This window comes from Microbispora sp. NBC_01389 (assembly GCF_045040095.1).
In the GTDB taxonomy this organism is placed as follows: domain Bacteria; phylum Actinomycetota; class Actinomycetes; order Streptosporangiales; family Streptosporangiaceae; genus Microbispora.
In genome coordinates, this window is sequence record NZ_CP109552.1 from 7,245,947 (window position 1) to 7,271,389 (window position 25,443).

26 protein-coding genes and 1 tRNA gene are annotated in these 25,443 nt (G+C 71.2%); 13 read left to right on the top strand and 14 right to left on the bottom strand.

Features of this window, described 5'->3' with window-relative positions; translation table 11 throughout:
• Nucleotides 1-583: 583 nt before the first annotated feature.
• The 8 genes from OG344_RS31930 to OG344_RS31965 form a co-directional block, all read right to left on the bottom strand.
• The gene (locus OG344_RS31930; RefSeq protein WP_405086275.1) at nucleotides 584-928 is read right to left on the bottom strand and encodes a DUF6247 family protein; all 345 of its coding nucleotides are present in this window, start codon (nucleotides 926-928) and stop codon (nucleotides 584-586) included.
• Nucleotides 929-1,267: 339 nt separating this feature from the next.
• Nucleotides 1,268-1,342, bottom strand: a tRNA-Val gene (locus tag OG344_RS31935).
• Between the two features lie 15 nt (nucleotides 1,343-1,357).
• Nucleotides 1,358-2,329: an ROK family protein gene (locus tag OG344_RS31940; protein ID WP_405086276.1), complete on the bottom strand. Its 972-nt coding sequence runs from the start codon at nucleotides 2,327-2,329 to the stop codon at nucleotides 1,358-1,360.
• Entirely contained in the window at nucleotides 2,326-2,679 is a 354-nt protein-coding gene (locus tag OG344_RS31945; RefSeq protein ID WP_327046926.1) for a hypothetical protein, read from the bottom strand. The genes OG344_RS31940 and OG344_RS31945 overlap by 4 nt, the downstream gene beginning before the upstream one ends.
• Nucleotides 2,680-2,753: 74 nt before the next feature.
• Nucleotides 2,754-3,209 carry a peroxiredoxin gene (locus tag OG344_RS31950; RefSeq protein WP_405086277.1) on the bottom strand — a complete coding sequence of 152 codons (456 nt, stop codon included), beginning with the start codon at nucleotides 3,207-3,209 and terminating at the stop codon, nucleotides 2,754-2,756.
• 72 nt (nucleotides 3,210-3,281) lie between these two features.
• Entirely contained in the window at nucleotides 3,282-3,710 is a 429-nt protein-coding gene (locus tag OG344_RS31955) for a DUF3052 domain-containing protein (protein ID WP_327046927.1), read from the bottom strand.
• A gap of 141 nt (nucleotides 3,711-3,851) precedes the next feature.
• On the bottom strand, nucleotides 3,852-4,259 hold the full coding sequence (locus OG344_RS31960; protein ID WP_327046928.1) for a secondary thiamine-phosphate synthase enzyme YjbQ: 408 nt from the start codon (nucleotides 4,257-4,259) through the stop codon (nucleotides 3,852-3,854).
• Nucleotides 4,260-4,268: 9 nt separating this feature from the next.
• Complete coding sequence (locus tag OG344_RS31965; protein ID WP_150932243.1) at nucleotides 4,269-4,463, bottom strand: DUF1918 domain-containing protein; 195 nt, start codon at nucleotides 4,461-4,463, stop codon at nucleotides 4,269-4,271.
• Between the two features lie 534 nt (nucleotides 4,464-4,997).
• Here OG344_RS31965 and aceE point away from each other — a divergent pair.
• Nucleotides 4,998-7,751 (top strand): pyruvate dehydrogenase (acetyl-transferring), homodimeric type, encoded by a 2,754-nt coding sequence (aceE, locus tag OG344_RS31970; protein ID WP_405086278.1) that lies wholly within the window; start codon nucleotides 4,998-5,000, stop codon nucleotides 7,749-7,751.
• A gap of 174 nt (nucleotides 7,752-7,925) precedes the next feature.
• On the top strand, nucleotides 7,926-9,782 hold the full coding sequence (locus tag OG344_RS31975; protein ID WP_405086279.1) for a trypsin-like peptidase domain-containing protein: 1,857 nt from the start codon (nucleotides 7,926-7,928) through the stop codon (nucleotides 9,780-9,782).
• Between the two features lie 384 nt (nucleotides 9,783-10,166).
• Here OG344_RS31975 and OG344_RS31980 read toward each other — a convergent pair whose 3' ends face one another.
• The 4 genes from OG344_RS31980 to OG344_RS31995 all read right to left on the bottom strand — a co-directional run bounded on the left by OG344_RS31980 (nucleotide 10,167) and on the right by OG344_RS31995 (nucleotide 12,946).
• The gene (locus OG344_RS31980; RefSeq protein WP_405086280.1) at nucleotides 10,167-10,562 is read right to left on the bottom strand and encodes a VOC family protein; all 396 of its coding nucleotides are present in this window, start codon (nucleotides 10,560-10,562) and stop codon (nucleotides 10,167-10,169) included.
• A 246-nt stretch (nucleotides 10,563-10,808) separates the two neighbouring features.
• Nucleotides 10,809-11,522 carry a helix-turn-helix transcriptional regulator gene (locus OG344_RS31985; protein ID WP_405086281.1) on the bottom strand — a complete coding sequence of 238 codons (714 nt, stop codon included), beginning with the start codon at nucleotides 11,520-11,522 and terminating at the stop codon, nucleotides 10,809-10,811.
• A gap of 123 nt (nucleotides 11,523-11,645) precedes the next feature.
• A complete protein-coding gene (locus OG344_RS31990; protein ID WP_405086282.1) occupies nucleotides 11,646-11,921 on the bottom strand; it encodes a helix-turn-helix transcriptional regulator in 276 nt (91 codons plus the stop codon).
• Nucleotides 11,922-11,944: 23 nt separating this feature from the next.
• A complete protein-coding gene (locus OG344_RS31995; protein WP_405086283.1) occupies nucleotides 11,945-12,946 on the bottom strand; it encodes a PHP domain-containing protein in 1,002 nt (333 codons plus the stop codon).
• A 110-nt stretch (nucleotides 12,947-13,056) separates the two neighbouring features.
• Here OG344_RS31995 and OG344_RS32000 point away from each other — a divergent pair, with 110 nt between their 5' ends.
• The 9 genes from OG344_RS32000 to OG344_RS32040 all read left to right on the top strand — a co-directional run bounded on the left by OG344_RS32000 (nucleotide 13,057) and on the right by OG344_RS32040 (nucleotide 21,597).
• Nucleotides 13,057-13,557 carry a hypothetical protein gene (locus tag OG344_RS32000; protein WP_327046935.1) on the top strand — a complete coding sequence of 167 codons (501 nt, stop codon included), beginning with the start codon at nucleotides 13,057-13,059 and terminating at the stop codon, nucleotides 13,555-13,557.
• Nucleotides 13,558-13,560: 3 nt separating this feature from the next.
• Nucleotides 13,561-14,724 carry a glutathionylspermidine synthase family protein gene (locus OG344_RS32005; RefSeq protein ID WP_405086284.1) on the top strand — a complete coding sequence of 388 codons (1,164 nt, stop codon included), beginning with the start codon at nucleotides 13,561-13,563 and terminating at the stop codon, nucleotides 14,722-14,724.
• 13 nt (nucleotides 14,725-14,737) lie between these two features.
• Complete coding sequence (locus tag OG344_RS32010) at nucleotides 14,738-15,181, top strand: DUF350 domain-containing protein (protein ID WP_405086285.1); 444 nt, start codon at nucleotides 14,738-14,740, stop codon at nucleotides 15,179-15,181.
• A 172-nt stretch (nucleotides 15,182-15,353) separates the two neighbouring features.
• Nucleotides 15,354-16,502: a PucR family transcriptional regulator gene (locus OG344_RS32015; RefSeq protein WP_405086286.1), complete on the top strand. Its 1,149-nt coding sequence runs from the start codon at nucleotides 15,354-15,356 to the stop codon at nucleotides 16,500-16,502.
• Nucleotides 16,503-16,619: 117 nt separating this feature from the next.
• Nucleotides 16,620-17,516, top strand: a complete 897-nt coding sequence (locus tag OG344_RS32020; RefSeq protein ID WP_405086287.1) for an ACP S-malonyltransferase — start codon at nucleotides 16,620-16,622, stop codon at nucleotides 17,514-17,516.
• Nucleotides 17,513-18,469: a beta-ketoacyl-ACP synthase III gene (locus OG344_RS32025; protein ID WP_327046940.1), complete on the top strand. Its 957-nt coding sequence runs from the start codon at nucleotides 17,513-17,515 to the stop codon at nucleotides 18,467-18,469. Before OG344_RS32020 ends, OG344_RS32025 begins: the two co-directional genes overlap by 4 nt.
• Nucleotides 18,470-18,547: 78 nt before the next feature.
• Nucleotides 18,548-18,787 (top strand): acyl carrier protein, encoded by a 240-nt coding sequence (locus OG344_RS32030; protein WP_405086288.1) that lies wholly within the window; start codon nucleotides 18,548-18,550, stop codon nucleotides 18,785-18,787.
• Nucleotides 18,788-18,877: 90 nt separating this feature from the next.
• Nucleotides 18,878-20,110 carry a beta-ketoacyl-ACP synthase II gene (fabF, locus tag OG344_RS32035; protein ID WP_327046942.1) on the top strand — a complete coding sequence of 411 codons (1,233 nt, stop codon included), beginning with the start codon at nucleotides 18,878-18,880 and terminating at the stop codon, nucleotides 20,108-20,110.
• A gap of 14 nt (nucleotides 20,111-20,124) precedes the next feature.
• Nucleotides 20,125-21,597 (top strand): carboxyl transferase domain-containing protein, encoded by a 1,473-nt coding sequence (locus OG344_RS32040; RefSeq protein ID WP_327046943.1) that lies wholly within the window; start codon nucleotides 20,125-20,127, stop codon nucleotides 21,595-21,597.
• A 74-nt stretch (nucleotides 21,598-21,671) separates the two neighbouring features.
• Here OG344_RS32040 and OG344_RS32045 read toward each other — a convergent pair whose 3' ends face one another.
• Nucleotides 21,672-22,169 carry a DUF3145 domain-containing protein gene (locus OG344_RS32045; protein WP_036404524.1) on the bottom strand — a complete coding sequence of 166 codons (498 nt, stop codon included), beginning with the start codon at nucleotides 22,167-22,169 and terminating at the stop codon, nucleotides 21,672-21,674.
• A gap of 205 nt (nucleotides 22,170-22,374) precedes the next feature.
• Between OG344_RS32045 and OG344_RS32050 the strand changes: the two genes are divergently transcribed.
• On the top strand, nucleotides 22,375-23,418 hold the full coding sequence (locus OG344_RS32050) for a S8 family peptidase (protein ID WP_405086289.1): 1,044 nt from the start codon (nucleotides 22,375-22,377) through the stop codon (nucleotides 23,416-23,418).
• A gap of 46 nt (nucleotides 23,419-23,464) precedes the next feature.
• Nucleotides 23,465-23,986 (top strand): RNA polymerase sigma factor, encoded by a 522-nt coding sequence (locus tag OG344_RS32055; RefSeq protein WP_405086290.1) that lies wholly within the window; start codon nucleotides 23,465-23,467, stop codon nucleotides 23,984-23,986.
• A 58-nt stretch (nucleotides 23,987-24,044) separates the two neighbouring features.
• Here the strand turns inward: OG344_RS32055 and OG344_RS32060 are convergent, their stop codons facing one another.
• Entirely contained in the window at nucleotides 24,045-25,442 is a 1,398-nt protein-coding gene (locus tag OG344_RS32060) for an RNA-guided endonuclease InsQ/TnpB family protein (protein WP_405086291.1), read from the bottom strand.
• Nucleotide 25,443: the final 1 nt, after the last annotated feature.

The window sequence follows — 25,443 nt, forward strand, 5'->3', positions numbered from 1 at the left end:
CGGTGACGATGCCACGCCACTGCTTGCACGCCATGAACGCCGTTATGTCCCCTCGCCCAAGGCGTTCGCCCGAGCGGTCTTCGCCTCCTCGCCTACGAGGTATCGCACGGTCGTGCCCGGCAGAGTGGGCAGCTCGGCCCAGTGGGTGATCGGGTCGTCACAGTCCTGGTGGTCGTCACGCTCCCGGCCGTAGGGCAGGCGGACGACCCCGGGCCATTTTCGCTATCCCGCGTGTTCCCGGTGTTCCTCGACTGAGGAGCGCGTTGGCGATGACGGCTTCGCCGTCCACGGCGATTGTCACCCAGCGCGCCGCGCCTGCCATCAAGCCAGAAACTAAATCCACTGCACGCGAACGATATACACCTCGCGTTGGGGCTCCATGACGAGATAGGTCACCAGCCCACGCTCTCCAAACGGCATGACCCGCATGTTGCCGTCCGGCTTGCTTGGCGATTGCGGTCCACCGGCCCAGGGCTCAAGCTCAACCAGGTCCAGTACCCCCGGCCAGATACCGCAAGGCATACTCGGGAAGGGCAGCGATCTGTTCTTGAGCGACGGGATCGGGCTCGACGATCGAGTACACCTACCGCTCGGCCCCGCGCTCCGCCAGCAGTTGGCGCCACGTCTTGTCGCCTCGAGGGATCGGCTTGCCGACGTCAGCCAGTTCCTGGACGCGGGCAGCCCGTTCGTAGACGTCTCTGCGGCCCTGCTGATCTTTGGCCGAGTCACACGCGATCAGCCACCAGGTGTGGATGAACTCGCTCAACCGACCGAGGTCCAAGCTGGCGCGGACCTCGGCCAGGACGACGTCAAGACCTGCATCGAACCCATCTCGGTCCTGTGGCACGACCAACGCCCTACGGATGGCACGCAGGTTCTTCTCCGGCAGGGGACCTTCGGGGGTGAACTCCTGCGGTTGGGCGCTCATGCCGTCAGTGTATGTACACGCACTCGATGCGGCCCAGGCAAACTCGCGACTTGAGAAGGTGACTTGGCCCGCGGGCCGACGCGCGCCTCCAGGACGTGACTCACCGACCACTGGCGCGGCACGAGCAGCGGCCGCTGCCTGGCGGAGATCGAGATGAAGACCAGTGCCGTAGGGGTTGTGTCAGCGCCCCCTCTCGGGGCGCGGGATCTCATGCCGCGCGGCAAGGTCCGGCTCGGCCTCGAACGACGCTAAAAACGGGAGGTCGCGCTCCCCGACATGCTCCCCGAAATGATAGTCACTCGGTCCGCGAAAACAAGATCGGCAATACGCCGTTTCACCTGGTGGGCGGTACTGGGTTCGAACCAGTGACCCCTCGCTTGTAAGGCGAGTGCTCTACCGCTGAGCTAACCGCCCGGACCGGTCTACACCTTACGACACGGACCCGCCTCTGAGCACATCGATAGGCCAGTCAGCGCCTACGTCCTGCTCCCCTGCCGCCTGCCAGCCCAGCAGGGCCGCGCCGAGCATGCCCGCCCGGGTCCCGAGGGCGGCCGTACGCAGCGGCGGAGGCTCCTGGAAGGTCAGCCGTCCCGCCAGCCGTTCCCTCAGGGGTTCGAGCAGCGCCGCGCCGGCCTCCGACAGGCCGCCGCCGAGGACGATCAACGCGGGGTCGAGCAGCAGCACGTACGACGCGAGGGCGATGGCCAGGGCCTCGACCGCCTCGCCGAACACCTCGGCGGCCGCCGCGTCCCCCGCGACCGCGAGCTCCACCACCTCCTTGGCGGTGGCCGTACGCCCCGAACGGGCCGTGAAGCGGCGGGCCAGGGCCGAGGCGGAGGCGTAGGTCTCCAGGCAGCCGGTCTGCCCGCAGGCGCACTTCTCCCCCGCGGGCCAGACGGGCGCGTGCCCGATCTCGCCGCCCCAGCCGTGCGCCCCGCCGTACGGATCGCCGCGCAGCACGACCGCGCCGGCGATGCCGGTGCCGATGGGCAGGAACAGGAAGTCGGCGACTCCGCGCCCGGCGCCGAACACACTTTCGGCCAGCCCGCCCGTACGGACGTCGTGGCCGAGGCGCACGGGGACGCCGGCGGGCACGAACGCCTCGGCCGGCACGTCCCGCCAGCCGATGTTGGCCGAGTAGACGGCGGTGGCGGAGGTGACGATGCCCGGGACGGCGAGCCCGACCCCGGCGGGGGGACCCTCGTACCGCGACCGCCCGAGTGCGGCGATCTCGCCGACGTAGGCGCGCACCGCCTCGACCACCGCCTCCGGGCCGTTCTCCCGGCATGTGGGACGACCGGTGAGGACGGTGACCTCGCCGGCCCGGGTGACGAGCCCGCCCTTCAGCGAGGTGCCGCCCACATCGAGCGCGACCACATACGTCACGGACGGATGCGTCACGGGCGCCCGAGCACGCGGCTGAGCGCGGCCTCCACCTCCGCCGCCAGGCCGGACAGGCCGGACGAGCCCGAAGGCCCGGCGGACCCCGCCGAGCCGGAGGAGCCCGCCGCGACGAGCGGCTCACCCGCGCGGGCGAGCCGTATCTCTCCGCAGGAGCGGCACTCGATCTCCCCCAGGCGGCAGATCAACGCGATCGAGCCGCACGAGGCGCACGTGTCGAGGTCGAGGTCGTGCACACGCTGGCAGTCCGGGCAGACGAGGACCTGCGCCTCGCGGCGTACGGCGCGCTTCCAGGGGCTTGAGCCGCGTACAGGGTCGATCTGCCGGGCCCCGCACCTGTAGCAGGGCATCGTGGCCTCCAAATGGGGCGAGCGAGGGGACGAAAACCGTATATGGCAATGCCCGGAGTCAGGCGATGAAACGATCAGACCGCCGCGAGCGCCTTGCGGTACTCGTCGAGGTCGCGTGCGGAGCCGATCGGGTTGACGACCTTCCAGCGCACGACGCCCTCGGCGTCCATGACGAACGTGCCCCTGAGGGCGAGCCCCCTGTCCTCATCGAGGACACCGTACGCCCGTGCGACCTCACCATGGGGCCAGAAATCCGACAACAGAGGAAACGTGAAGTTTTCCTGGTCGGCCCAGGCACGCTGGCTGAACATCGAGTCGACCGAGACCGCCAGCACCTGGACGTCCGCGGGCAGTGAGCCGGCGAACCCGTCGCGGATCGCCGCGAGCTCGCCGTGGCAGACGGGGCTGAACGACAGGGGGTAGAAGACGAGCACCACTCGCCTGCCCCGCAGGTCGGAGAGCCGCACGGGCACACCGTGCTGGTCCTTCAGCGCGAAGTCCGGAGCCCGCTGCCCGACCTCAACCGTCATGATCAGTCCCTCCCAGGTGTCCGCCCATCAGCCTGCCGTACGGCATCCCCGGGCCGTACGGCAGGGCGACGATCAGCGGCGGGCCTTCGGGGCGACGAGCCTCGTGCCCGACCAGTCCCTCGCGGCGCTCACGCTGCTCGTCTGGGAAAGCCCGGCGGTCGTCGCGTCCTCACCGATGTCGCTGGGCTCCACGTGGCCGTCGCGCCCCGCCTTCGGGGTGAGCAGCCAGATCTGGCCGCCGTCGGCGAGTGCCGTCATGGCGTCGCTCAGTGCGTCGAAGAGGTCTCCGTCCCCGTCACGCCACCACAGCAACACGACGTCGACGACGTCCTCGTAGTCCTCTTCCACCAGCTCGTTGCCGGTCAGGTTCTCGATGGACTGGCGCAGCGCCTCGTCGCAGTCCTCGTCCCAGCCGACCTCCTGCACCACCTGACCGGCTTTGAGGCCGAGTCTTTCGGCCAGGCCGCGCTCGCCTTGCGCCTGACCCGCGGTCGCGCTCACGTTCATCCCTCCTGCTTGGGGTGACCCCGCCCATGTCTGCGGTTGTCGCGGCTCATTGAGAGCCATGCTTCGGCACAGTCCACACGCTGCGACCGGTCGTCGTCAACGGTCGCCACGACGGGTGACCCGCACCGTTATCTCTTAATCGGTCAAAAACGACAAACGGACCCGCCTGTCGGGGTTGTCGACGTTGAGGTCGACCAGGGCGACCGACTGCCAGGTCCCCAGCGCGAGACGGCCCCCCAGGACGGGAACCGTGGCGTACGGCGGAATGAGTGCGGGCATGACATGCGACCTTCCATGCCCCCTGGAGCCGTGGGCATGCCGCCACCGGTCATCCGCGGGGAGCAGGTCGCCGAGAGCGGCCAGCAGGTCCTCGTCGCTGCCGGAGCCGAGCTCCAGCAGCGCCACGCCCGCGGTCGCGTGCGGGACGAAGACGTGCAGCAGCCCGTCTCCCCCGCAGTCGCGGGCGAAGTCCGCGCACTCCCGGGTGATGTCGTGTACGCGCTCCCGCGCGCCGGTCCGCACCTCGATCACCGTCGATTTCACACCGTGATCTTACGATCCGCGCTGAGCTGCGACGACGACGGCGTCCGGCCCGGGGAAGACGAGCGCCTCGTGCCCGTCCTCGAACCGCACCAGGAACGGCGGACCGCCCTCTGGACCGCGGACCTCGATGATCTCACCGTGCTTCTCGTGCTCGCCCACGACGGCGCTGTGCACCACGAGCCGGTCTCCTACCGCTGCGTGCATCCCACTCCTCCCCCTCTTCCAGAGCCTGGTACGGCTATCGCCACCTGGAAAGGGGAGAAACCCTGCCCTCCACAGAGGGAGGGACAACTCATACCAAAACGTTACGTAAGCCCACAGACCTGCTGGGGCCTTCCCCGTGACCGTGGCGAACGCCCGGAGCACCGCCCGTCCACCCCTCGCCGGGGCCGTACGGAACGGCCCGAGTGAAGCGGCGCCAGCGGGGGTAGGGGGGAGCGGACGGCACCTGGGGTGACCAGGGGGAACGCCACCCGTTCGCTCTGGGGGAAACCCGGGGGCAACATGGAATGTGCAGTCTGCGAAAATCGTCCTACCATCGGTGGTCTAGGCCAAGCCGCGTCCGCTGCCAGCGGGGACGGTTCGGTTACCGGGAAGTAGAGATGCGCTTTCCGGTGGGACGAGACAGGATGGAAGACGACCGCAACGCCGCGACCAAGCGCTGAGCGCATCGCTGCAGGCAACACCGACGTAACAGATCCGACGAGACCAAAGTCCATTCTCGGAAGGCGAGACCCAGTGGCTTCCGGACGCCAGCGTTTTTCGATCATCAGTGACGGCCTACCCAGCCAGTTGCCTGATGTCGATCCGAGCGAGACCAACGAATGGCTCGAATCGCTCGACAACGTCATCAAGACCGAGGGCCGCACCCGCGCCCGCTACCTGATGCTCCGGCTGCTCGAGCGCGCCCGGGAACACCAGGTCGGCGTACCCGGCCTGCGCAGCACGGACTACATCAACACCATTCCCCCCGAGCGCGAGCCCTGGTTCCCCGGAGACGAGTACGTCGAGCGCCGCATCCGGGCCTACATCCGCTGGAACGCGGCGGTCATGGTCACCCGGGCGAACGCGCGGACCAACGTCGGCGGCCACATCGCCACCTACGCCTCCGCCGCCTCGCTGTACGAGGTGGGCTACAACCACTTCTTCCGCGGCAAGGACCACGGGGAGTCAGGCGACCAGGTCTTCATCCAGGGCCACGCGGCCCCGGGGATCTACGCGCGCGCGTTCCTTGAGGGCCGCCTCGACGCGCCCCAGCTCGACGCGTTCCGCCAGGAGCTGTCGCACGGGATCAAGGGCCTGCCCTCCTACCCGCACCCCCGGCTCATGCCGGACTTCTGGGAGTTCCCCACGGTCTCGATGGGCCTCGGCCCGATCGGCGCGATCTACCAGGCGCGGTTCAACCGCTACCTGCTCAGCCGCAAGATCAAGGACACCAGCCGCAGCCACGTCTGGTGCTTCCTCGGCGACGGCGAGATGGACGAGCCCGAGTCACTCGGCGCGATCGGCGTGGCCGCCCGCGAGGAGCTCGACAACCTCACCTTCGTCATCAACTGCAACCTGCAGCGGCTCGACGGTCCGGTGCGCGGCAACGGCAAGATCATCCAGGAGCTGGAGTCGTACTTCCGCGGCGCCGGCTGGAACGTCATCAAGGTCGTCTGGGGCCGCGACTGGGACCCGCTGCTGGCGGCCGACGTCGACGGCGTGCTCGTCAACCAGATGAACACCACCCCCGACGGCCAGTTCCAGACCTACTCGGTCGAGTCGGGCGGCTACATCCGCGACAACTTCTTCGGCGGCGACCCGCGCCTGCGCAAGATGGTCGAGCACATGTCGGACGACGACATCCGCAAGCTGTCGCGCGGCGGGCACGACTACCGCAAGGTGTACGCCGCGTTCAAGGCGGCCCGCGAGCACGTCGGCCAGCCGACCGTCATCCTGGCCCAGACGATCAAGGGCTGGACGCTCGGCAAGGACTTCGAGGCGCGCAACGCGACGCATCAGATGAAGAAGATGAGCAAGGCCGAGCTCAAGGAGTTCCGCGACCGGCTCTACCTGCCCATCCCCGACAAGGACCTCGACGCCGACATCCCGCCGTACTTCCACCCCGGGGAGAACAACGAGGAGATCGCGTACATGAAGGAGCGCCGGGCGGCGCTCGGCGGCTACCTGCCCAAGCGGGTGATCCGCGCCAAGCCGCTCAAGCTCCCCGGCGACCCGGTGTATGCGGGCCTGCGCAAGGGTTCGGGCAAGCAGAACGTCGCCACGACGATGGCGTTCGTCCGCCTGCTCAAGGACCTCATCCGTGACAAGGAGATCGGCGCGCGGTTCGTGCCGGTCATCCCGGACGAGGCCCGCACGTTCGGTGTGGACGCGATGTTCCCGACCGCCAAGATCTACTCGCCGCACGGGCAGACGTACGAGGCGGTCGACCGCGAGCTGCTGCTGTCGTACAAGGAGTCGACCGAGGGCCAGATCCTGCACGAGGGGATCAGCGAGGCCGGCTCGATGGGCTCGGTCATCGCGGCCGGCAGCACCTACGCCACGCACGGCGAGCACATGATCCCGGTCTACATCTTCTACTCGATGTTCGGGTTCCAGCGGACCGCCGACCAGATGTGGCAGCTCGGCGACCAGATGGGCCGGGGCTTCCTGCTCGGCGCCACGGCCGGCCGGACCACGCTGAACGGCGAGGGCCTGCAGCACGAGGACGGCCACACCCCGCTGATCGCCTCCACGAACCCCGCCGCCGTGTCGTACGACCCGGCCTGGGGGTTCGAGATCGCGCACATCGTGCGGGACGGTCTGCGGAGGATGTACGGTGAGCGGCCCGAGGACGTCTTCTACTACCTGACCGTCTACAACGAGCCCTACCCGCAGCCGGCCGAGCCGGAGAACGTCGACGTGGAGGGCATCCTCAAGGGCCTGTACCTCTTCGCGCCCGCCGCCGGCGAGGGGCCGAAGGCGAACATCCTGGTGTCCGGCGTCGCCGCCCCGTGGGCGCTGGAGGCCCAGCGGATGCTGGCGGAGGACTGGGGCGTGTCGGCCGCCATCTGGTCGGCCACCTCCTGGAGCGAACTGCGCAGGGACGCCCTCGCCGTCGAGGAGCACAACCTGCTCAACCCCGACGCCGAGCAGCGGGTGCCGTACGTCGCCACCAAGCTGTCCGGCGTGCCGGGGCCGTTCGTGGGGGTCAGCGACTACATGCGCGCCGTCCCCGACCAGATCTCCCAGTGGGTGCCGGGTGACTGGTCCTCGCTCGGGACCGACGGGTTCGGCCTGTCCGACACGCGGTCGGCGCTGCGCCGCCACTTCCACGTGGACGCGGCCTCGATCACGCTGGCCGTGCTGACCCAGCTCGCCCGCCGGGGCGAGGTCAAGGCGGAGACGCTGCAGGAGGCGATCGCCCGGTATCACCTCAAGAACGGGGTGACCGAGGTGACGGCCCAGCAGACGCCGGAGACCAACGACACCCAGTCCATGGGCGTCTGACCGGGCTGACGCGGGAACCACGATCGACGGCCTCCGCCCCTCCGGGCGGGGGCCGTCTGCGTGTCCATTCCAAGCAGTCCCAAGCCACCTCCAAGCAAGAAACAAGACCAAACCTCCACGATTGCTGCCGTGGATGGAACGTTCAGAAATTATCTCGGCAGACTGACCGGAGGAATGGCCGCGCTGGCGGCCGTCGCCGTGGTCGTCACCGCCGCTCCCGCTTCGGCGGACACCGCAGACGAGGTGCCCGTGGGCACCAAACTGGCCGCGCGCACGCACCCGGCCGTCCAGCTCACCAGCCTCACCTACTCGGGCGAGGTCGTCGTCCCGACCAGCCAGGTCAAGCAGGGACCGTTCCAGCAGCTGGTCAACGACGCCACCCAGTCCGTGATCGCCGGCAAGATCCCCTCCGACGAACGCAGCATCGCCAAGTTCCTGTTCCAGCGCATGGCGGCCGACGTCGACCGGTACCTTGAGCCCGTCACGCCGGAACGCACCGCCAAGGCGCAGGTCGGCGGCATGTGCACGGGCTGGTGGGTGACCCCCGACGGCTACATGGTCACCGGCGCGCACTGCGTCGAGTTGAACGACGACGAGTTGTCGCAGACCTTCGCGCAGCAGGCGCTGCAGAAGTTCAACAAGCAGGACGCCAAGGAGATCATCAACGGGCTGCAGGGCATCGAGGCCGACAAGGAGCTCCTGGAGCTCGCCCAGCAGGTCTACGTCACCTTCAACACCAGCCACCTGCAGATCCGCGGTCTGCAGAAGAGCCTGTCGGTGCTGCAGAGCCTCCCCGGCGGCGGCGTCGACAAGACGGCCAAGGAGGTCCCGGCCGAGCTCGTGTCGGTGGGCGAGAGCTACCCGGGCAAGGACTTCGCCCTGCTCAAGGTCAACGGCCAGCAGAACCTGCCGACGGTCCCGCTCGGCGACGACGCGGACGTGCAGACCGGCAACACGCTCTACATCAGCGGCTTCCCCGGCCTGGTGACCAACACCCCGTGGTTCAGCGTCGAGTCGAAGCTCGACCCCGCGCTGACCGAGGGGCCGTACAACGCCAAGCGCAGCACCCAGGAAGGCGTGCCGTACATCCAGACGCAGGCGCCCTCCTACCACGGCAACTCCGGCGGTCCGGTCTTCAGCCGCGCGGGCAAGGTCGTCGGCATGCTGATCGCCGGCACCGTGAGCGAGAACGGCGAGGCGTCGGAGAACGAGAGCTTCGTGCTCCCGGTCTCGATCATCAAGGAGAAGCTCAACGAGAAGAACGTCAAGCCCTCCGCGTCGATGACGACGACGAAGTACAACGAGGCGCTCGACGACTTCTTCCTGCGGCACTACAAGGACGCGCTGCCGAAGTTCCGCGAGGTCCAGGCGCTGTTCCCGAGCCACCCGTACGTCGCGAAGTACATCACCGACTCCCAGCAGGCGATCTCGTCCGGCAGGGACGAGACCCCGCAGCCGATGTGGGTGTGGATCGCGACCGGAGCCGGCGCCCTGGTCCTGGTCGGCGGCGGCCTCCTGCTGCTGCTCGTGCTGCGCAGGCGCGGGAAGGCGTCCGCCTCCCCGCAGGGCCGGGCGCCCACGCCCTCGTACGGCGGGAGTCCCTTCCCCGGCCCGAACGGCGCCTCCTACCCCGCGCAGGTGGGCGGCGGCTACGGACAGCAGCCGGTGAACGGCCAGGTGCTGCCCCAGGGCTGGCAGCCGCAGAGCCTGCCGCCGGCCGGCGGCGACGCCCAGCGCTCCGGTGGGGGCTACGAGCCTCCGCGTCCCGGAGGGTACGACCCCCAGCGGCCGGGCGAGGGCGGGGAGCCCCAGCGGCCGGGCGAGGGCGGGGAGCCCCAGCGGCCCGACGGCGCGACGCAGTACGTGCGCCCCACTCCGTCGCCGTACGCGCAGCAGCCGGGCCGTCCGCAGCCGTCGCAGCCCGTCCCGGACCAGGCCCCGGCCGGCGCCGACGCTCCCCAGGTCGCCGACCTGGAGCGGGAGATCGCCGAGCTGCGCCGCCAGTTGCAGCACCGTCAGCCGGACGCGTGACGCGCCGGGCAGGAGGGCGTCTTCCCCACGCCCTCCGCTCCGCCGGGCACGCGAGGTGACGCCTCCGCCGGCCGTCCGCACGGGCACCCCGTGCGGACGGCCGGCCAGCCCGGCCCGCCCGGAAGGGGCGTGCGCGGCCAGGGCGGGGAAGGGCCGTCCGTGCGCCCTTGGCGGCCCGGAGGGGAAGGACCCGGGGGAAAGGCGCCGCAGGGGAAGCACGGGACGAAGTCCCGGCGGGCGTCCGGACGGCCTCGGTACGCACCGGCCGGTCGCACCGGCCGTCGCGAAGCTTACTGACGCATCACGCCCACCCTCACCTGCACCGGGCGCCGGACCACCTGGGCGCCGGGCCACCTGTCTCCGGGAGCGTGGGCATGTGGAGGGTCAGGAGGCAGGGGGGGCGAAGATGCCGAAGAGGTTGCCCGACGTGTCGTGGAGGTAGGCGAAGTCGGGCCCCTTGTCGTTGCCCACGGCTTTGCTGAGCACCTTTCCGCCGAGGGCCTCCACCTGCCGGCAGGTCTCCACGACATCGCGGACCATCACGGTGAAGATGGCGTGGCCGGGGATGTCGCCCCCGGTGGCGAACACTCCGCCCTGCACCTCGGCGTCGTCGGCGTAGCTGATGAGCCGGTAGTCCATGCCCATCGCGTCGGAGTTCTCGTCGGTCCGGAAGCGCCAGCCGAACAGGTCGCCGTAGAACCGCTGGACGCCCTCGGGGTCGTCGCTCGCGATCTCGAACCAGGCGACCGTGTTGACTGCGGGTTCGGCGGGAGTCGTCATCGTCGGTTCTCTTCCTCTGAAGTCTGTGCAGCTCTGTGGAGTTCTGTCGAGCCGCTCAGTGTCTCCTCCCGGCGCCTCCACGTGCTGTCTGCGTAGAAGCGCACGCCGGGCGGCGGGCTGAGCGGGGCGGACCGGATCGGGGCGGGCCGGGACCGGTGCGCCGCTCGCGTGAGTAGAGACTCCCAGCCCCTCGCGACACCCCCCTGTCGGTGTTTCCGCGCCATCGCGAACGTTTTTTCGAATACTTCAGTCGAGTGCCGGAGTTCGCGCGATCATGTGCGGTATGTCGGCGTCGAAGGCCTCCAGAGGCCGTCCGGGCACCGGCTCCTCGGTGAGGGCGGCGTCGGCGATCCGGTCGAGCCGGAAGACGCGGACGGCGTCGCGCAGGCGGCACCACGCCACCAGATACCACCACCCGCTCCGCCCGCCGACGAACGCCCCGGGCTCCACCTCCCTCGCGGTGAGGACGCCCTGGGCGTCGGCGTACCGGATGCGCAGGACAAGGCCCTTGAGCAGGGCCTCCTCGATGACCCGGCCGATGGACCCGGTGTATCGCGACTCCGGCTTCTCCTCGGTCAGGATCTGGACGCGGGCCGCCAGCTGACGGGCGCGCTCCCCCTCGGGGCCCGGCATGGCGGCGACGAGCTTGCGCAGCGCGCTGCGCGCCTCGTCGGCGAAGGGCTGCTGCTCGGTGCGGCTGAGGGCGATCGCCACCGCGACGGCCTCGGCGGGGGTGAAGTTGAGCGGGGGCAGGGACATGCTCCTGTCCAGGGCGTACCCTCCCCTGCGCCCGACCTCGGCGTAGATGGGCACGCCGGCCTGCTGCAGCGCGGAGATGTCCCGCTCGATGGTCCGCGAGCTCACCTCGAAACGCTGGGCGAGCTCACGCGCGGACCGGCAGCGCGGGGAGATCGCCCGCAGGTCCTCGACGATCGCGTAGAGCCGGTCGGTACGGTTCACGCCCCCGAAGGTAGGCCACCCCACCGACATTTTTTCGCTGACCCGTTCGACTCCGGTCGTCCCGGCTCTGCTTCGAACCTCATCGGGCCCGCTCTCCGCCGCAAGGCCCCGGCGGTGCGCCCGTCAGCCGCCGGCGGCTTCGGCGAGGTCGGCCAGGTGGTCGCGGCCCGGCTCGGGGAAGCGCTCCTCGGTGACCTCCGCCCGGGAGATCCGGTCGAGCCGGAAGACCCGCACGTCCGCACGCAGCCGGCACCAGGCCACCAGATACCAGTGCCCGCCCCTGCCGCCGAGGCAGATGCCGGGCTCGACGTCCCTGACGGTGGGCACGCCCTTGGTGCCGGCGTACTCCAGGCGCAGCACGTGCCGCCCGCGCAGTGCCCGGTCGATCGCCCGTATCACCCAGACGCCACAGCCCTATCACCTCAAGTGCCCCCCGGCCGGGTGTTGCGGATGCGTTCCGCCGGAATGCCGCACAGGGCCGCCCGCTCGCAGCCGAACCGCTGCCAGTCGAGCTGGCCGGGGGCGTGCGCGTCGGAGTCGATCGCGAAGTCGCAGCCCATCTCGTACGCGAGACGCAGCAGGCGCTTGGGCGGGTCGAGCCGGTCGGGCCGCGAGTTGATCTCCACGGCGACCCCGAACCTCCGGCACGCCTCGAAGACGATCTCGGCGTCGAAGCGCGACTCGGGCCGGCCGCGGCCCCGCACCACCCTGCCCGTGCAGTGCCCGAGGACGTCCACGTCCGGGTCGGCCACCGCCGTGACCATCCGCCGCGTCATGTCGTCAGCGTCCATCCGCAGCAACGAGTGGACGCTCGCCACCACGACGTCGAGCCGTCCGAGCAGCTCCGGCTCCTGGTCGAGCGAGCCGTCGGTGTTGATGTCCACCTCGATGCCGGTGAGGATTCGGAACGGCGGGCCGCCGTCCCGCGCGTACGTCTCGTTGAGCGCGGCGACCACGTCGAGCTGCCGCCTCAGCCGGTCGGCGGACAGCCCGTGCGCCACGGTCAGCCGGGGCGAGTGGTCGGTCAGCGCCAGGTAGTCGTGGCCGAGCTCCCGGGCGGCGGCGGCCATCTCCTCGATCGGCGACCCCCCGTCCGACCAGTCCGAGTGGCTGTGGAAGTCGCCGCGCAGCGCCGACCGCAGCGCCCGCGCGGCCTCGTCCAGGTCGGTGTCCGCGGTGTCCTCCAGACGCCGGAGGTACGTCGGCACGACGCCGTCCAGCGCCTCGGTGACGGCCAGGGACGTGACCTTGCCGACGCCCTTCAGGTCCGTCAGCCCGCCGGTGCGCGCGAGCCGTACCAGCTCCTCCCGGGGCAGGTCTGCGATCGCGGCGGCGGCGGCGCGGAAGGCGCGCACCCGGTAGGTCGGCTCGCCGGCCCGCTCCAGCAGGAAGGCGATGCGCTTGAGCGCCTCGACTGGGTCCACACCGGGCACGCTACCCGGGGCCGCGCGCGCCGATCCGGAACCACGAACCGGGCTGTCCCGTTCGTCCGACGAGACGATAATGTGTGCCGATCTCGAGAGCAGGAGCCGGATTGCCAGAGCCAGAGGACAGTCCCCCACGCGGAACACCGCCCTCCGGCGGCTCCTCGCCGCCGCCTCATCCCCCCTCGACGGGCGCGCAGTGGCCGGCGCGCCAGGCGGGGCACACGCCGGCTCCGCCGCCACCCGAGGGCGGCGGCAAGTCGTCCACGGCGGTCAAGCTCGGCACGCTGGGCGTGTTGTCGGTGCTGCTCGTCGGCTTCTGCGCGGCCCAGGACGACTACGAGGAGGTCGGCGCGGACTGCGTGGACACCTCGACGTCCAACCCGGACGGCTCCTACCTGGTCGTCGACGACCACTACTGCGACGACGACGACCATCGTCACTACGGCGGCTCGCACGGCGCGTACCGCTGGTACTACGGCGGCAGCCGCACGGGCGCCCGGGTGTACAACGGGACGACGGTGCGGCCCGCCGACGCCCGGATCACCAGCCATACGGGACGGGTGATCCAGCGGGGCGGATTCGGGTTCCACAGCGGCGGCGGTGGCTGACGGGTGCGCAGGCAGACCTCGGCGCCCAGGGAGGACTGGGCGGCGATCATCGAGTCGCAGGGCCTGGCCTACCACCGGTCCGCCCACCCCGAGGGCCTCACCCGGCCCTACTGGGACGAGGGCGTCCACTACGTCTTCACGCTGGACGAGGTGCTCAGCCTGGAGGACCAGGTCGAGGAGCTGCACCGGATGTGCCTGGCGGCGGCCGACCATGTCGTGACCCACGACCGGTACGCCGACCTCGGCATCCCCCCGCACTGCCGTACGGCCGTCGCCGAGTCGTGGCGGCGGCGCGACCCGCACCTCTTCGGCCGCTTCGACCTCCGCTACGACGGCACCGGACCGGCCAAGCTGCTGGAGTACAACGCCGACACCCCGACCAGCCTCGTCGAGAGCTCCGTCGTGCAGTGGTTCTGGCTGAAGGACGCCCATCCCGGCGACGACCAGTGGAACTCGATCCACGAGCGCCTGATCGACCGCTGGAAGTCCCTCACGCTCCAGACCGGCCCGGTCCACTTCGGGTGGACCAGCGCCGACGAGACGGGCGAGGAGGCGATGACCGTCGGCTATCTCCAGGAGACCGCGGAGCAGGCCGGCCTGACCACCGCGGCGGTCGCCATGGAGGACATCGGCTGGGACGCGCTCAACCGCCGGTTCGTCGACATGGAGCACCGGGTCATCCGCACCCTGTGCAAGCTGTATCCCTGGGAGTGGCTCGTCGCCGAGCCGTTCGCCCCGCAGGCCCTGGCGCAGCAGGTCTCCATGACGTGGATCGAGCCGCTGTGGAAGATGCTGCTGTCCAACAAGGCCCTGCTGGCGATCCTGTGGGAGCTCTACCCCGGCCATCCCAACCTGCTGCCCGCCTATCTCGACGGGCCCCGTGAGCTGGCCGCCGGGCCGGGCTACGTGCGCAAGCCGCTGCTCGGCCGCGAGGGCGCTTCCATGCGGATCTCCGCGCCCGGAGTCGAGCTGGAGACCGGCGGCGACTACGGCGCCGAGGGCTTCGTCCACCAGGAGTTCCGGCCGCTGCCGGACTTCGGCGGCTGGCGTCCGGTGCTCGGGGCCTGGGTGGTCGACGACGAGGCGGCCGGGCTCGGCATCCGGGAGACCTCCGGCCTCGTCACCGACGACACGTCCTCATTCGTCCCCCATCGCATCCACGGCTGAAAGCGAAGGCCCCGTGAACACCACCACCTCTCTCGCCGGTGTGCTCGGCCACGGCGCCCTGGCGATCGTCTCGTACGCCGTCCTCGGCGTGCTGCTGCTCGTCGCCGGGTTCTACGTCGTGGACCTGGCGACCCCCGGCAGGCTCAGCACGGTGATCCGCACCGACCGCAACCCCAACGCGACCGTGCTCGCCACCTCCAGCGTGGCCGGCGTGGCGCTCGTTGTGGCGGCGTCCATCTGGTCGTCGGGCGGCGAACTGCGCGAGGGCCTGCTCGCGACGCTCGTGTTCGGGCTGGTCGGCATCGCCGTGCAGACGCTCGGCATGATCGCCTTCGACAAGATCGCGGGGATCTCGGTGCGTGAGCTGGTCCGCGACGACGCGTTGCGGCCCGCCGCCGTGCTCCTCGGGGTGACACACTTCTTCATCGGCCTCATCACGGCGGTCGCCGTCCTCTGACGCCCCGCCGGCCGACGCCGTCGCAACGCGCCGTACGGGACCGGGAGCGCGCTCCGCGCGGCGACCTGGCACGCTAGGGGACGTGAGCGAACGGGGCGCGCGAAACGGCGGACAGGTGCGTACGGACAGGCAGAGCGAGGGTGTCACCCGGAGGGCCGGAGACGATGTGCCGATGAGCGATCGGATCCGGGAGGACACGGCGCGGCGGCTCGACCGCGCCATGGGCAGCCTGGGGACCGCCGCGATGGCCCGGATGGAGGAGCGGCTCGCCTGGTACCGGGCGCTGTCCGCGGAGGACAGGTCGTGGGTCGGGCTGGTGGCGCAGGCCGGCATCGCGGCGTTCGTGGAGTGGTTCGGCCACGCGGGCGAGGGCAGGCCGACGCCGAGCATCGAGTTCTTCGGCACCGCGCCGCGCGAGCTGAAGCGCAGCGTCTCGCTGCAGCAGACCGTCGACCTCGTCCGCATCGTCGTCGAGGTCGTCGAGGCGCAGGTGGAGGAGCTGGCCGCGCCCGGCGGCGCGGAGCTGCTGCGGCACGCCATGCTGCGCTACACGCGCGACGTCGCCTTCGCCGCCGCCCAGGTGTACGCCAGGGAGGCGGAGGCGCGCGGCTCGTGGGACGCGCGGCTGGAGGCGCTGATCGTGGACGCGCTGGTGCGCGGCCAGGTCGACGACGGCCTGCACTCGTGGGCCGCCGCGCTCGGCTGGACCTCCACGCCGGTCGTCGTCTTCGCGGGGTTCGCCCCGGACGAGGACCCGCAGAGCGTCATCGACGGGCTGCGCGACAAGGGCCGCCGGATCGGCCACGAGCTGCTGGCCGGCGTGCAGGGCGACCGGCTCATCGTGATCGTGGGCGGGGCGGACGGCGTCAAGGACGCGGCGCGCGGCGTCGTGTCGCGCTTCGGGCCCGGGCCGGTCGTGATCGGGCCGGAGGTGCCCGACCTGCACGCGGCGGCCAGGTCGGCCCGCGCCGCCATCGCCGGGCTGCGCGCCGCGGCCGGCTGGCCCGACGCGCCCCGGCCCGTGCTCGCCGAGGACCTGCTGGCCGAACGCGCTCTGGACGGCGACGAGGACGCCCGCGCCCAGCTCGTGGAGAACGTCTACAAGCCGCTGGCCGGCACCCCGCTGCTCGACACCCTCGCGACGTACCTGGAGCAGGGGACCTCGCTGGAGGCGACCGCGCGGCTGCTGTTCGTCCACCCCAACACGGTGCGGTACCGTCTACGGAAGATCACGGAGCTGACCGGATACCAGCCGACGGAGGGCAGGTCCGCATTCACCCTCCAGGTTGGTCTGATACTCGGTCGCCTGTCCGTAACCTGAGCCGGGCTCCTTAATCATCTCGACACCGAAACTGTAGGTACCCCACAACGCCACCTCCACAAAGTTCGTTCGGATCTCCATCAGTGTGGTGGACCTCTACAGGGCAGGGTTGAGTACGTGCTCGTCATCGTCGCTCCGGGCCAAGGCGCCCAAACCCCAGGATTCCTCAGTCCATGGCTTGAGATCCCCGCGTTCCGGGACCGAATCTCCGCGTGGTCCGACATCGCGGGGCTCGATCTCGCGTCGTACGGGACGACCGCCGGGGCCGACGAGATCCGTGACACCGCCGTGGCCCAGCCGCTGCTGGTGGCGGCGGCCCTGGCGGCCTTCGAGACGCTGGGCGTACGGCCCGGCCTGGTCGCCGGGCACAGCGTGGGCGAGTTCGCCGCCGCCGTGGTCGCCGGGGTGCTGACCTCCGAGCAGGCCATCGCCCTGGTGCGGGAGCGCGGGATGGCGATGGCCAAGGCCGCCGCCGTCACCGCGACCGGCTTGAGCGCGGTGCTCGGCGGCGCGGAGGACGAGGTCCTGGCCGCGCTGGACAGGCACGGCCTCACCCCCGCGAACATCAACGGCGCGGGCCAGATCGTCGCGGGAGGCACGCTGGAGCGCTTGGAGGCGTTCGCGGCCGACCCGCCGGCCAGGGCGCGGGTGCGCTCCCTGGCGGTCGCCGGAGCCTTCCACACCGTCCACATGGCCTCCGCCGTGGATCATCTGCGCGCCGAGGCCGCGACCGTCACCCCCGCCGAACCGTCGGTCACGCTGCTGTCCAACGCCGACGGCGCGGCGGTCACCGCCGGGGGCGAGTTCCTGGAGCGGCTGGTGACCCAGGTCGCCAGCCCCGTTCGGTGGGACGCCTGCATGGCGACGATGGCCGAGCGGGGGGTCACCACCATGATCGAACTGCTGCCCGGCGGCACGCTGACGGGCCTGGCCAAGCGCGCCATGCCCGGCGTCCGGACGGTCGCGCTCAAGACCCCCGCCGACCTCGACACGGCCCGGGAGGTGCTGGGATGAGACTCGGCCAGGGCGCGCCCGCCGCGCGGATCCTCGCGTTCGGCGGCTACCAGCCCGCGCAGGTCGTCACCAACGACGACCTCGCCGCGCGGCTCGACACCAACGACGAGTGGATCCAGAGCCGCGTCGGGATCAAGGAGCGCCGAATCGCGGGGCCGCAGGAGTCGGAGATCGACCTCGCGGTCCAGGCGGGCGGCAAGGCGCTGGCCGCCAGCGGCCTGTCGAGCGACGACATCGACCTGGTGATCGTGGCGACCTGCACGACCGAGGCGCCCATCCCCAACGCCGCCGGCCGCGTCGCCCACCGACTGGGCATCACCGCGCCCGGCGCCTACGACCTGAACGCCGCCTGCGCCGGGTTCTGCTACGCCCTGGCCGCCGCGTCCGACGCCGTACGGACGGGGTCGGCGACCAACGTGCTGGTGGTGGGCAGCGAGAAGCTCAGCCAGTGGGTCGACCGCGACGACCGGTCGACCGCCGTCATCTTCGCGGACGGCGCGGGCGCCGTCGTCGTCGGCCCCTCCGACCGGCCGGGCATCGGCCCGGTGGCCTGGGGCAGCGCCGGCGACAAGGCCGACGCGATCATGATCAAGGACCGGAACTCCTTCCTCCACCAGGAGGGTCAGGCGGTGTTCCGCTGGGCCACGACCACCCTTCACCCCGTGGCCATGCTGGCCTGCGAGCGTGCCGGCGTGGACCCCGCCGACCTGGCCGCCTTCGTCCCCCACCAGGCGAACCTGCGGATCGTCGAGGCCATCGCCCGCAGGATCGGCGCCGGCAACGCCGTCGTCGCCAAGGACATCGTGCTCGCCGGCAACACCTCGGCCGCGTCCATCCCGCTCGCGCTCTCCCGCATGATCGAGCGCGGCGAGATCGCGTCGGGCGGCCTGGCCCTGCTGCTGGGCTTCGGCGCCGGCCTCACCTACGCCTCCCAGGTGATCGAGATCCCCTGAGAGACCCCGTACGGCCCGCCGTACGGATCTGGGGCGACCCAGACGAACCAGGAAAACACAACAAGGAGAAGTCGCGACATGGCACTGACCGAGCAGGAGATCCTCGCGGGCGTCGGCAAGATCGTGAACGAGATCACCGGCATCCCGGCCGCGGAGGTCACCCCGGAGAAGAGCTTCGTGGACGACCTCGACATCGACTCGCTCTCCATGGTCGAGATCGCCGTCGCGGCCCAGGACGAGTTCGGCGTCGAGATCCCCGACGACCAGCTCAAGCACCTGAAGACCGTCAAGGACGTCATCAGCTTCATCCAGAACTGAACCACCGGACGTGCCCTGCCCGCGCCACCGGGAGCGGCCGGGCATGTCTGGTCCCTTCACGCCCCGAACAGCAAGAGGAGTGCAGACGAAGTGAGTAAGGACCGGGTACGTGTCGTGGTCACCGGGCTCGGCGCGACGACGCCCCTCGGTGGAGACGTCGCATCGACCTGGTCGGCGCTCCTCGAGGGGCGGTCGGGCATCCGCCCGCTCACCGAGGACTGGGTCGACTCCGTGCCGGTGAAGTTCGCCGGTGTGGCGGCCGTCGATCCGGCCGAGGTCCTGCCGCGGCCGGAGGCCCGCAGGCTCGACCGCAGCGAGCAGTTCGCGCTGATCGCCGCCCGCCAGGCATGGCAGGACGCGGGTGCCCCCGAGGTGCCCGCCGAGCGGCTCGGGGTCTGCGTCTCCAGCGGCATCGGCGGCATCGGCACGACGCTGTCGGCCTACGACACCTTCAAGGAGCGGGGCTGGCAGCGGCTGTCGCCGTTCACCGTGCCCATGCTGATGCCCAACGGCCCGGCGGCCTGGGTGGGCCTCGAACTGGGCGCCAGGGCCGGCGTCCACGCCACCGTCTCCGCCTGCGCCTCCGGCGCCGAAGCCATCGGGTACGCGCTGGACATGATCCGCGCCGGGCGGGCGGACATCGTCGTGGCGGGCGGCACGGAGGCGGCGATCCACCCGCTGAACGTGGCGGCCTTCGCGGCGGCCCGGGCCATGTCGACCCGGAACGACGAGCCCGAGCGGGCCTCCCGCCCCTGGGACCGCGGCCGTGACGGCTTCGTCCTCGGTGAGGGCGCCGGCCTCGTCGTGCTGGAGTCGTACGAGCACGCGGTGGCCCGCGGCGCCCGGATCTACGCCGAGGTGGCGGGCCTCGGCCTGTCCGCCGACTCCCACCACATCACCCAGCCCGAGCCCGAGGGCCGGGGGCTCGTCACGGCGATGACCCAGGCCCTGACCGACGCCGGGCTGACCGGGCGCGACATCCTGCACGTCAACGCGCACGCCACCTCCACCCCCGCGGGCGACGTGATCGAGGCCCAGGCGGTCGAGAAGTCGTTCGGCTCGCACGTCCTCGTCACCTCGACCAAGTCGATGACGGGGCATCTGCTCGGCGGCGCCGGCGGCATCGAGTCGGTCTTCACGATCAAGACGCTGGCCGAGCGGCTGATCCCCCCCACGATCAACGTGGACGACCTGGACGACGGCATCGGCGTCGAGATCGTGTGCGACAAGCCGCGCGACCTGCCCGAGGGGCAGATCGCAGCCGTGAACAACTCCTTCGGGTTCGGCGGCCACAACGTCGCCGTGGCCTTCACGACGGTTTGACAAGGGAGTCTCGAATGACTGTGCTCGACAGCGGGACGACGGCCGACAGAAGGACGACGGCTGACGGCGCGACCGCGGCAGCCAGGGAGACGGCGCCCGCGACCGCCGAAGCGGCGGCCGTCGACTCTCGCGACCCCCTGGTGCGCCTCGGTCACCTGCTGGACGAGGACTCGATCCGGCGGATCACCCCCGAGGACGGGAGCGGCGTGCTGGCCGTGACCGGACGGGTGGACGGCGTGCCGGTCGTGGCGTTCTGCAGCGACGCCCGCATCCAGGGCGGCGCCATGGGCGCGGAGGGCTGCGAGCACATCGTCCACGCCTACGACGTGGCCGTCCGCGAGCGGGTGCCGGTCATCGGCGTCTGGCACTGCGGCGGCGCCCGCCTCGCCGAGGGCGTGGAGTCGCTGCACGCCGTGGGCCGGGTGTTCGCGGCCATGACCAAGGCGTCCGGCGTCGTGCCCCAGATCTCCGTCGTCGTCGGCCCGGCGGCCGGCGGCGCCGCGTACGGACCGGCCCTGACCGACATCGTGATCCTGGCCGACAACGGCCGCATCTTCGTCACCGGGCCCGACGTCGTCCGCAGCGTCACCGGCGAGCAGATCGACATGGCCGCCCTGGGCGGCCCGGAGCCGCACAGCAAGCGCAGCGGAGTCGTCCACGTCGTCACGAAGGACGAGCCCGAGGCCCTGCTGAAGGCCCGCCAGCTCGCCGGCCTCCTCGGTCACCAGGGCCGGATGCGCGAGGTGGACGAGGTCGACTTCAGTGCCGTGCTCCCCGAGAACCCGCGCCGCGCGTACGACGTCCATCCCCTGGTCAAGGGCCTGCTCGACGAGCCCGGCGTGGAGCTTCAGCCCAAGTGGGCGCCGAACATCGTGACCACCCTCGGCCGGCTCGGCGGCCGCACCGTCGGTGTCATCGCCAACAACCCCATGCGGCTCGGCGGCTGCCTCGACTCCGCGTCGGCCGAGAAAGCCGCCCGGTTCGTCCGGATGTGCGATGCCTTCGGGGTTCCTCTGATCGTGCTGGTGGACGTGCCGGGCTACCTCCCCGGCGTCGGACAGGAGCACGACGGCGTCGTCCGGCGCGGCGCGAAGCTGCTGCACGCCTTCGCCGAGGCGTCCGTGCCCCGCGTCACGCTGATCACCCGCAAGGCGTACGGCGGGGCGTACATCGCGATGAACTCCCGCTCGCTCGGCGCGACCCGCGTGTTCGCCTGGCCGACCATGGAGGTGGCGGTCATGGGCGCGGTCGCGGCGGTGCGGATCATCAAGCGGCGCGAGATCGCCGCCGTGCCGGAGGAGGAGCGGGCCGCGCTGGAGGCCCGGCTGGCCGAGGAGCACGAGAAGGCCGCGGGCGGCCTTCAGCGCGCCATCGACCTCGGCGTGGTCGACGAGGTCATCGAGCCGGCCAAGACGCGCGGCGCGATCGCCCGGGTACTCGCGCAGGCCACCCCGGCCCGCGGCGCGCACGGCAACATCCCGCTCTGATCGCTTCTTGTGAGCGCCGGCCCCCGATCACGGGGACCGGCGCTTCCGCGTCTCCGCGGGGCCAGACGGCGGGGTCAGACGGCGGCGTGCAGCCAGCGGACCGGGGCCCCCTCGCCCGCGTAGCGGAACGACTCGAGCTCCTCGTCCCACTGCTTGCCGAGCAGGCGGTCGAGTTCGTCCTCCAGGACCACCCGGCCCTGGGCCGCCATCAGCATGACGTTGCGTAGCCGGTCCTCGGGGACCAGGATGTCGCCGTTCGCGCCGACGACGGCCGTGAAGGCCCCAAGCGTCGGCGTGTAGGCGTGCCGGGATCCGTCGACGCCCGGCGAGGCGTCTTCGGTGATCTCGAAGCGGATGCGCTGCCAGCCCATGAGCGACGACGTGATCGCCGCGGCGGTGCCGGGACGGCCCTCCCACTCCGCCTGGGCCCGCAAGGTCCCGGGCGCGGCGGGCTGGGCGGTCCACGTCAGGTCGACGGGCACGCCAAGAACGCCTGCGACGGCCCACTCGATATGCGGGCACAGCGCAGGCTGAGCCGAGTGGACGTACAGGACGCCGCGAGCAGCAGCCACCGGACCTCCCAATTCGCATGAGGTGCGCCTTCCCCAACGGCCTCACGGTTTGAGATGATCACGGTTGGATGACTGTAGGAGAGACTACCGTCCGTCGCAGCCTGGCACCAGAGGGGGGTCATACCGAATGGTGCTTGGCAACTCTTTGCATTGGGAATGACACCTTCCGCGATCTCCCCGGAAAGGTCGCGGAAAGGCTCCGCGAATGCGCACCCGGCTCATCGAGCCCGTCCCCGGGCTCCCCGCCCTCATCCGCCCCGGCGAACTGCTGACCTCCGCCCCCGCCGCCGTCGCCCGGTGGGCGCTCGCCGCCGAACCGCTCCCCGGGCCGCTCCTCAGGACGGGCCGCGGGACGGGCCGCGTCCACCGCGTACGGCTCGCGCCGGACGCCGACGTGATCGACCTGACGGCCACGCTGCGCGACCGCGGGCACGCCGCCTCCCCCAACCACGTCCTGTGGGGCCAGCCGTTGTTCTTCGGCGGGCCCGGCGGGGCGCCCTCCCCCGCGCCGCCTCCGCCGTACGAGCCGGGGGAGCCCTGCGAGGTCACCGTCGCGGTGCTCGACACGGGCCTGGCCCCGCATCCCTGGCTGGCGCGGTGGTACCACGCCGACATCGCCGAGACGCCCGACGCCGACGGTGACGGCGTGCTCGACCGGCAGGCCGGGCACGGCACGTTCGTGGCCGGGCTCATCCTGCGGCACGCCCCCGGCGCGCGCCTGCGCGCCCTGCGCGTCCTCGACAGCGACGGGGTCAGCGACGAGGCGGCGCTGCTGGGCGCCCTCTCCGTGCTGCGCGGCGGGCCGGCCGACGTGCTCAACCTCTCCTTCGGCGGGCACACCTTCGACGACGGGCCGCCCCTGGGGCTGGCCGAGGCGCTCGCCGCCTTCCCCGCCGTCGTCGCCTGCGCCGGCAACACGGCCTCCGCACGCCCCTTCTGGCCCGCCGCCCTGCCAGGCGTCGTCGCGGTCGGCGCGCTCGACGGGGACGACCGCGCGTCCTTCTCGGCGTACGGGCCCTGGGTGGACGTGTGGGCGCCCGGCGTCGGGCTCGTCAGCAGCTTCCTGGAACACCGCGACTTCCACGGCTACGCCTCCTGGAGCGGCACGTCCTTCGCCGCCGCCGCGGTCTCCGGCGCGGTCGCCCGCCTGTGCCGGGAGGTTCCGCCCGATCAGGCCGTACGGCGCCTGCTGCGGGACGGGCGGCGGGCCGGGGATCTCGGGGTGGTCGTGATGACCGGGGATCGATAGGGTTTCGGTCACCATTCGCATTCCCCCGAGCGCGAAGAGTGACAACATGCCGACAGACGACTCGTTCGCCACCATCGACCAGGCCGGCTGGGAGGACCTGGTCGCCCGGTTCGACGGCCGGATGTGGGCGGTCGCGCGGGCGTTCGGGCTCAGTGCCGCCGACGCCGCCGACGCGGTGCAGTGCGCCTGGCTCCGGCTCGTGGAGAACGCGGGCGCCATCCGCGACCCGGCCCGGATCGGCGCCTGGCTCGTCACCACCACCCGGCACGAGGCCGCCCGGCTCAGCCGCAGGGCCCGTGGTGAGGTGGTCGCCGACCTGGACGTGCCGGACACGGCGCAGCCCGACCCGACGGCGGCCGTGGTCGACGCCGACTTCGGCAGGCAGGCGTGGCGGCGGCTCGACCTGCTCGGGGAGCCCTGCCGCTCGCTCATCCGCCTCTACGTGCTGCATCCCGAGGCGAGGTACGCCCAGATCGCGGTCCGGCTCGACCTGCCGGTCGGCAGCATCGGGCCCACCCGGGCCCGATGCATGTCCCGCCTGCGCGCGCTGATGGAGGAACCGGATTGACTTCCTCCCCCGCCTTGAAGGCGGGGGATTCCCGCCCTCGCGGGCTGGGCTTCCTGCTTCACAACCGACCGCACCCAGGGGACCCGGAATGACTCACATCAGCTCCACAGGCAGACACCGCTCGACCAGCGGCCAGGATGTTCTTCGCGGCATTGATGTCCCGGTCGTGCCGGGTACCGCAACCCGGGCACGTCCAGTGCCGGGCGGAAAGCAACAGCGCGACGAGCAGATGCCCACACGCGCTGCACATCTTCGAGCTTGGATGCCAGCGGTCGATCACCACCAGGTAGCGGTTGTATTTGGCGGTCTTGTACTCCAGTTGGCGGCGGAACTCACCCCACCCGCAATCCGAGATCACCCGCGCCAGGAAGCGGTTGCGGACCATCCCCCTGACGTTGAGGTCTTCGATCACAATCACATCGTGGTCGCGCACCAGCCGGGCACTGGTTCTGTGCAGGAAGTCGGCGCGCGCGTCACGCACCTTGGTGTGGGCGCGGGCGACCTTCGCCCTGGCCTTGGCCCGGTTGGTCGATCCCTTGGCCTTTCGGGCCATGCGCCGCTGGTAGCGGGCCAGGTTACGGACTGTACGCTCCAGGTGGCGCGGGTTGGGGATCTTCTCACCGGTGGACAGGACGGCGAAGTCGCTCACGCCGAGGTCGATCCCGATATAGCTGCCGGTGGCGGGCCACGGCCCGACTCCAGTCTCGCTCTCGGCCCCGGTCTCCATTCCGATCTCCGCCCCGGTTTCCGGGCTGGTTCCCGCCCTGGTTTCCACGGCCAGGGAGGCGTACCAGCGGCCGTCAGGGTCTCGGGAGACGATCACCGTGGCCGGGTCGATCGTGGCCGGGTCGATGCCGGGCCAGGACCATACGAACTCGATCGGGTCGCCCATCTTCGCGAGGTACAGCCGCCCATCGCGCCAGCGGAACGCCGAGCGGGTGTAGGTCGCCGACTGGCGGCCGCGCCGCGACTTGAAACGCGGGTATCGGGCGCGTCCGGCGAAAAAGTTCACGAACGCCTTGTACTGGTGCCGCAGCGCCTGCTGCAGCGGAACACTGGAGACCTCATACAGGAACGCGAACCCGGGGTCGCGTTTCAGCTCGGTCAGGTACCGGTCGGTCCGGGCGTAGGAGGTCTTCACACCCTCGGCGTGGCGGGCCCGCCGCCAAGCCAGGACCGTGTTCCAGACCAGGCGTACGCAGCCGAACGTGCGGTTCAGCACCGCTGCCTGTTCCGCCGTGGGGTAGACCCGCACCTTGTAGGCCGTACGCATGTTCGCATCGTGCCATCTTCTTGCCTGGCCGGTGAGCGAAAGCAGGCAGTGATGAGCGTTTGGCGCTCCAGGCTGTTCGCCGGGTCGCCCCTTGCGGGGTCCGGATTCCTCCCGGCCCTGAAGGCGGGCTTCCTCCGGAGGCTTCGGTGAGCGAGAACCGGGCCGGCCCCGCAGGGTGGCCACG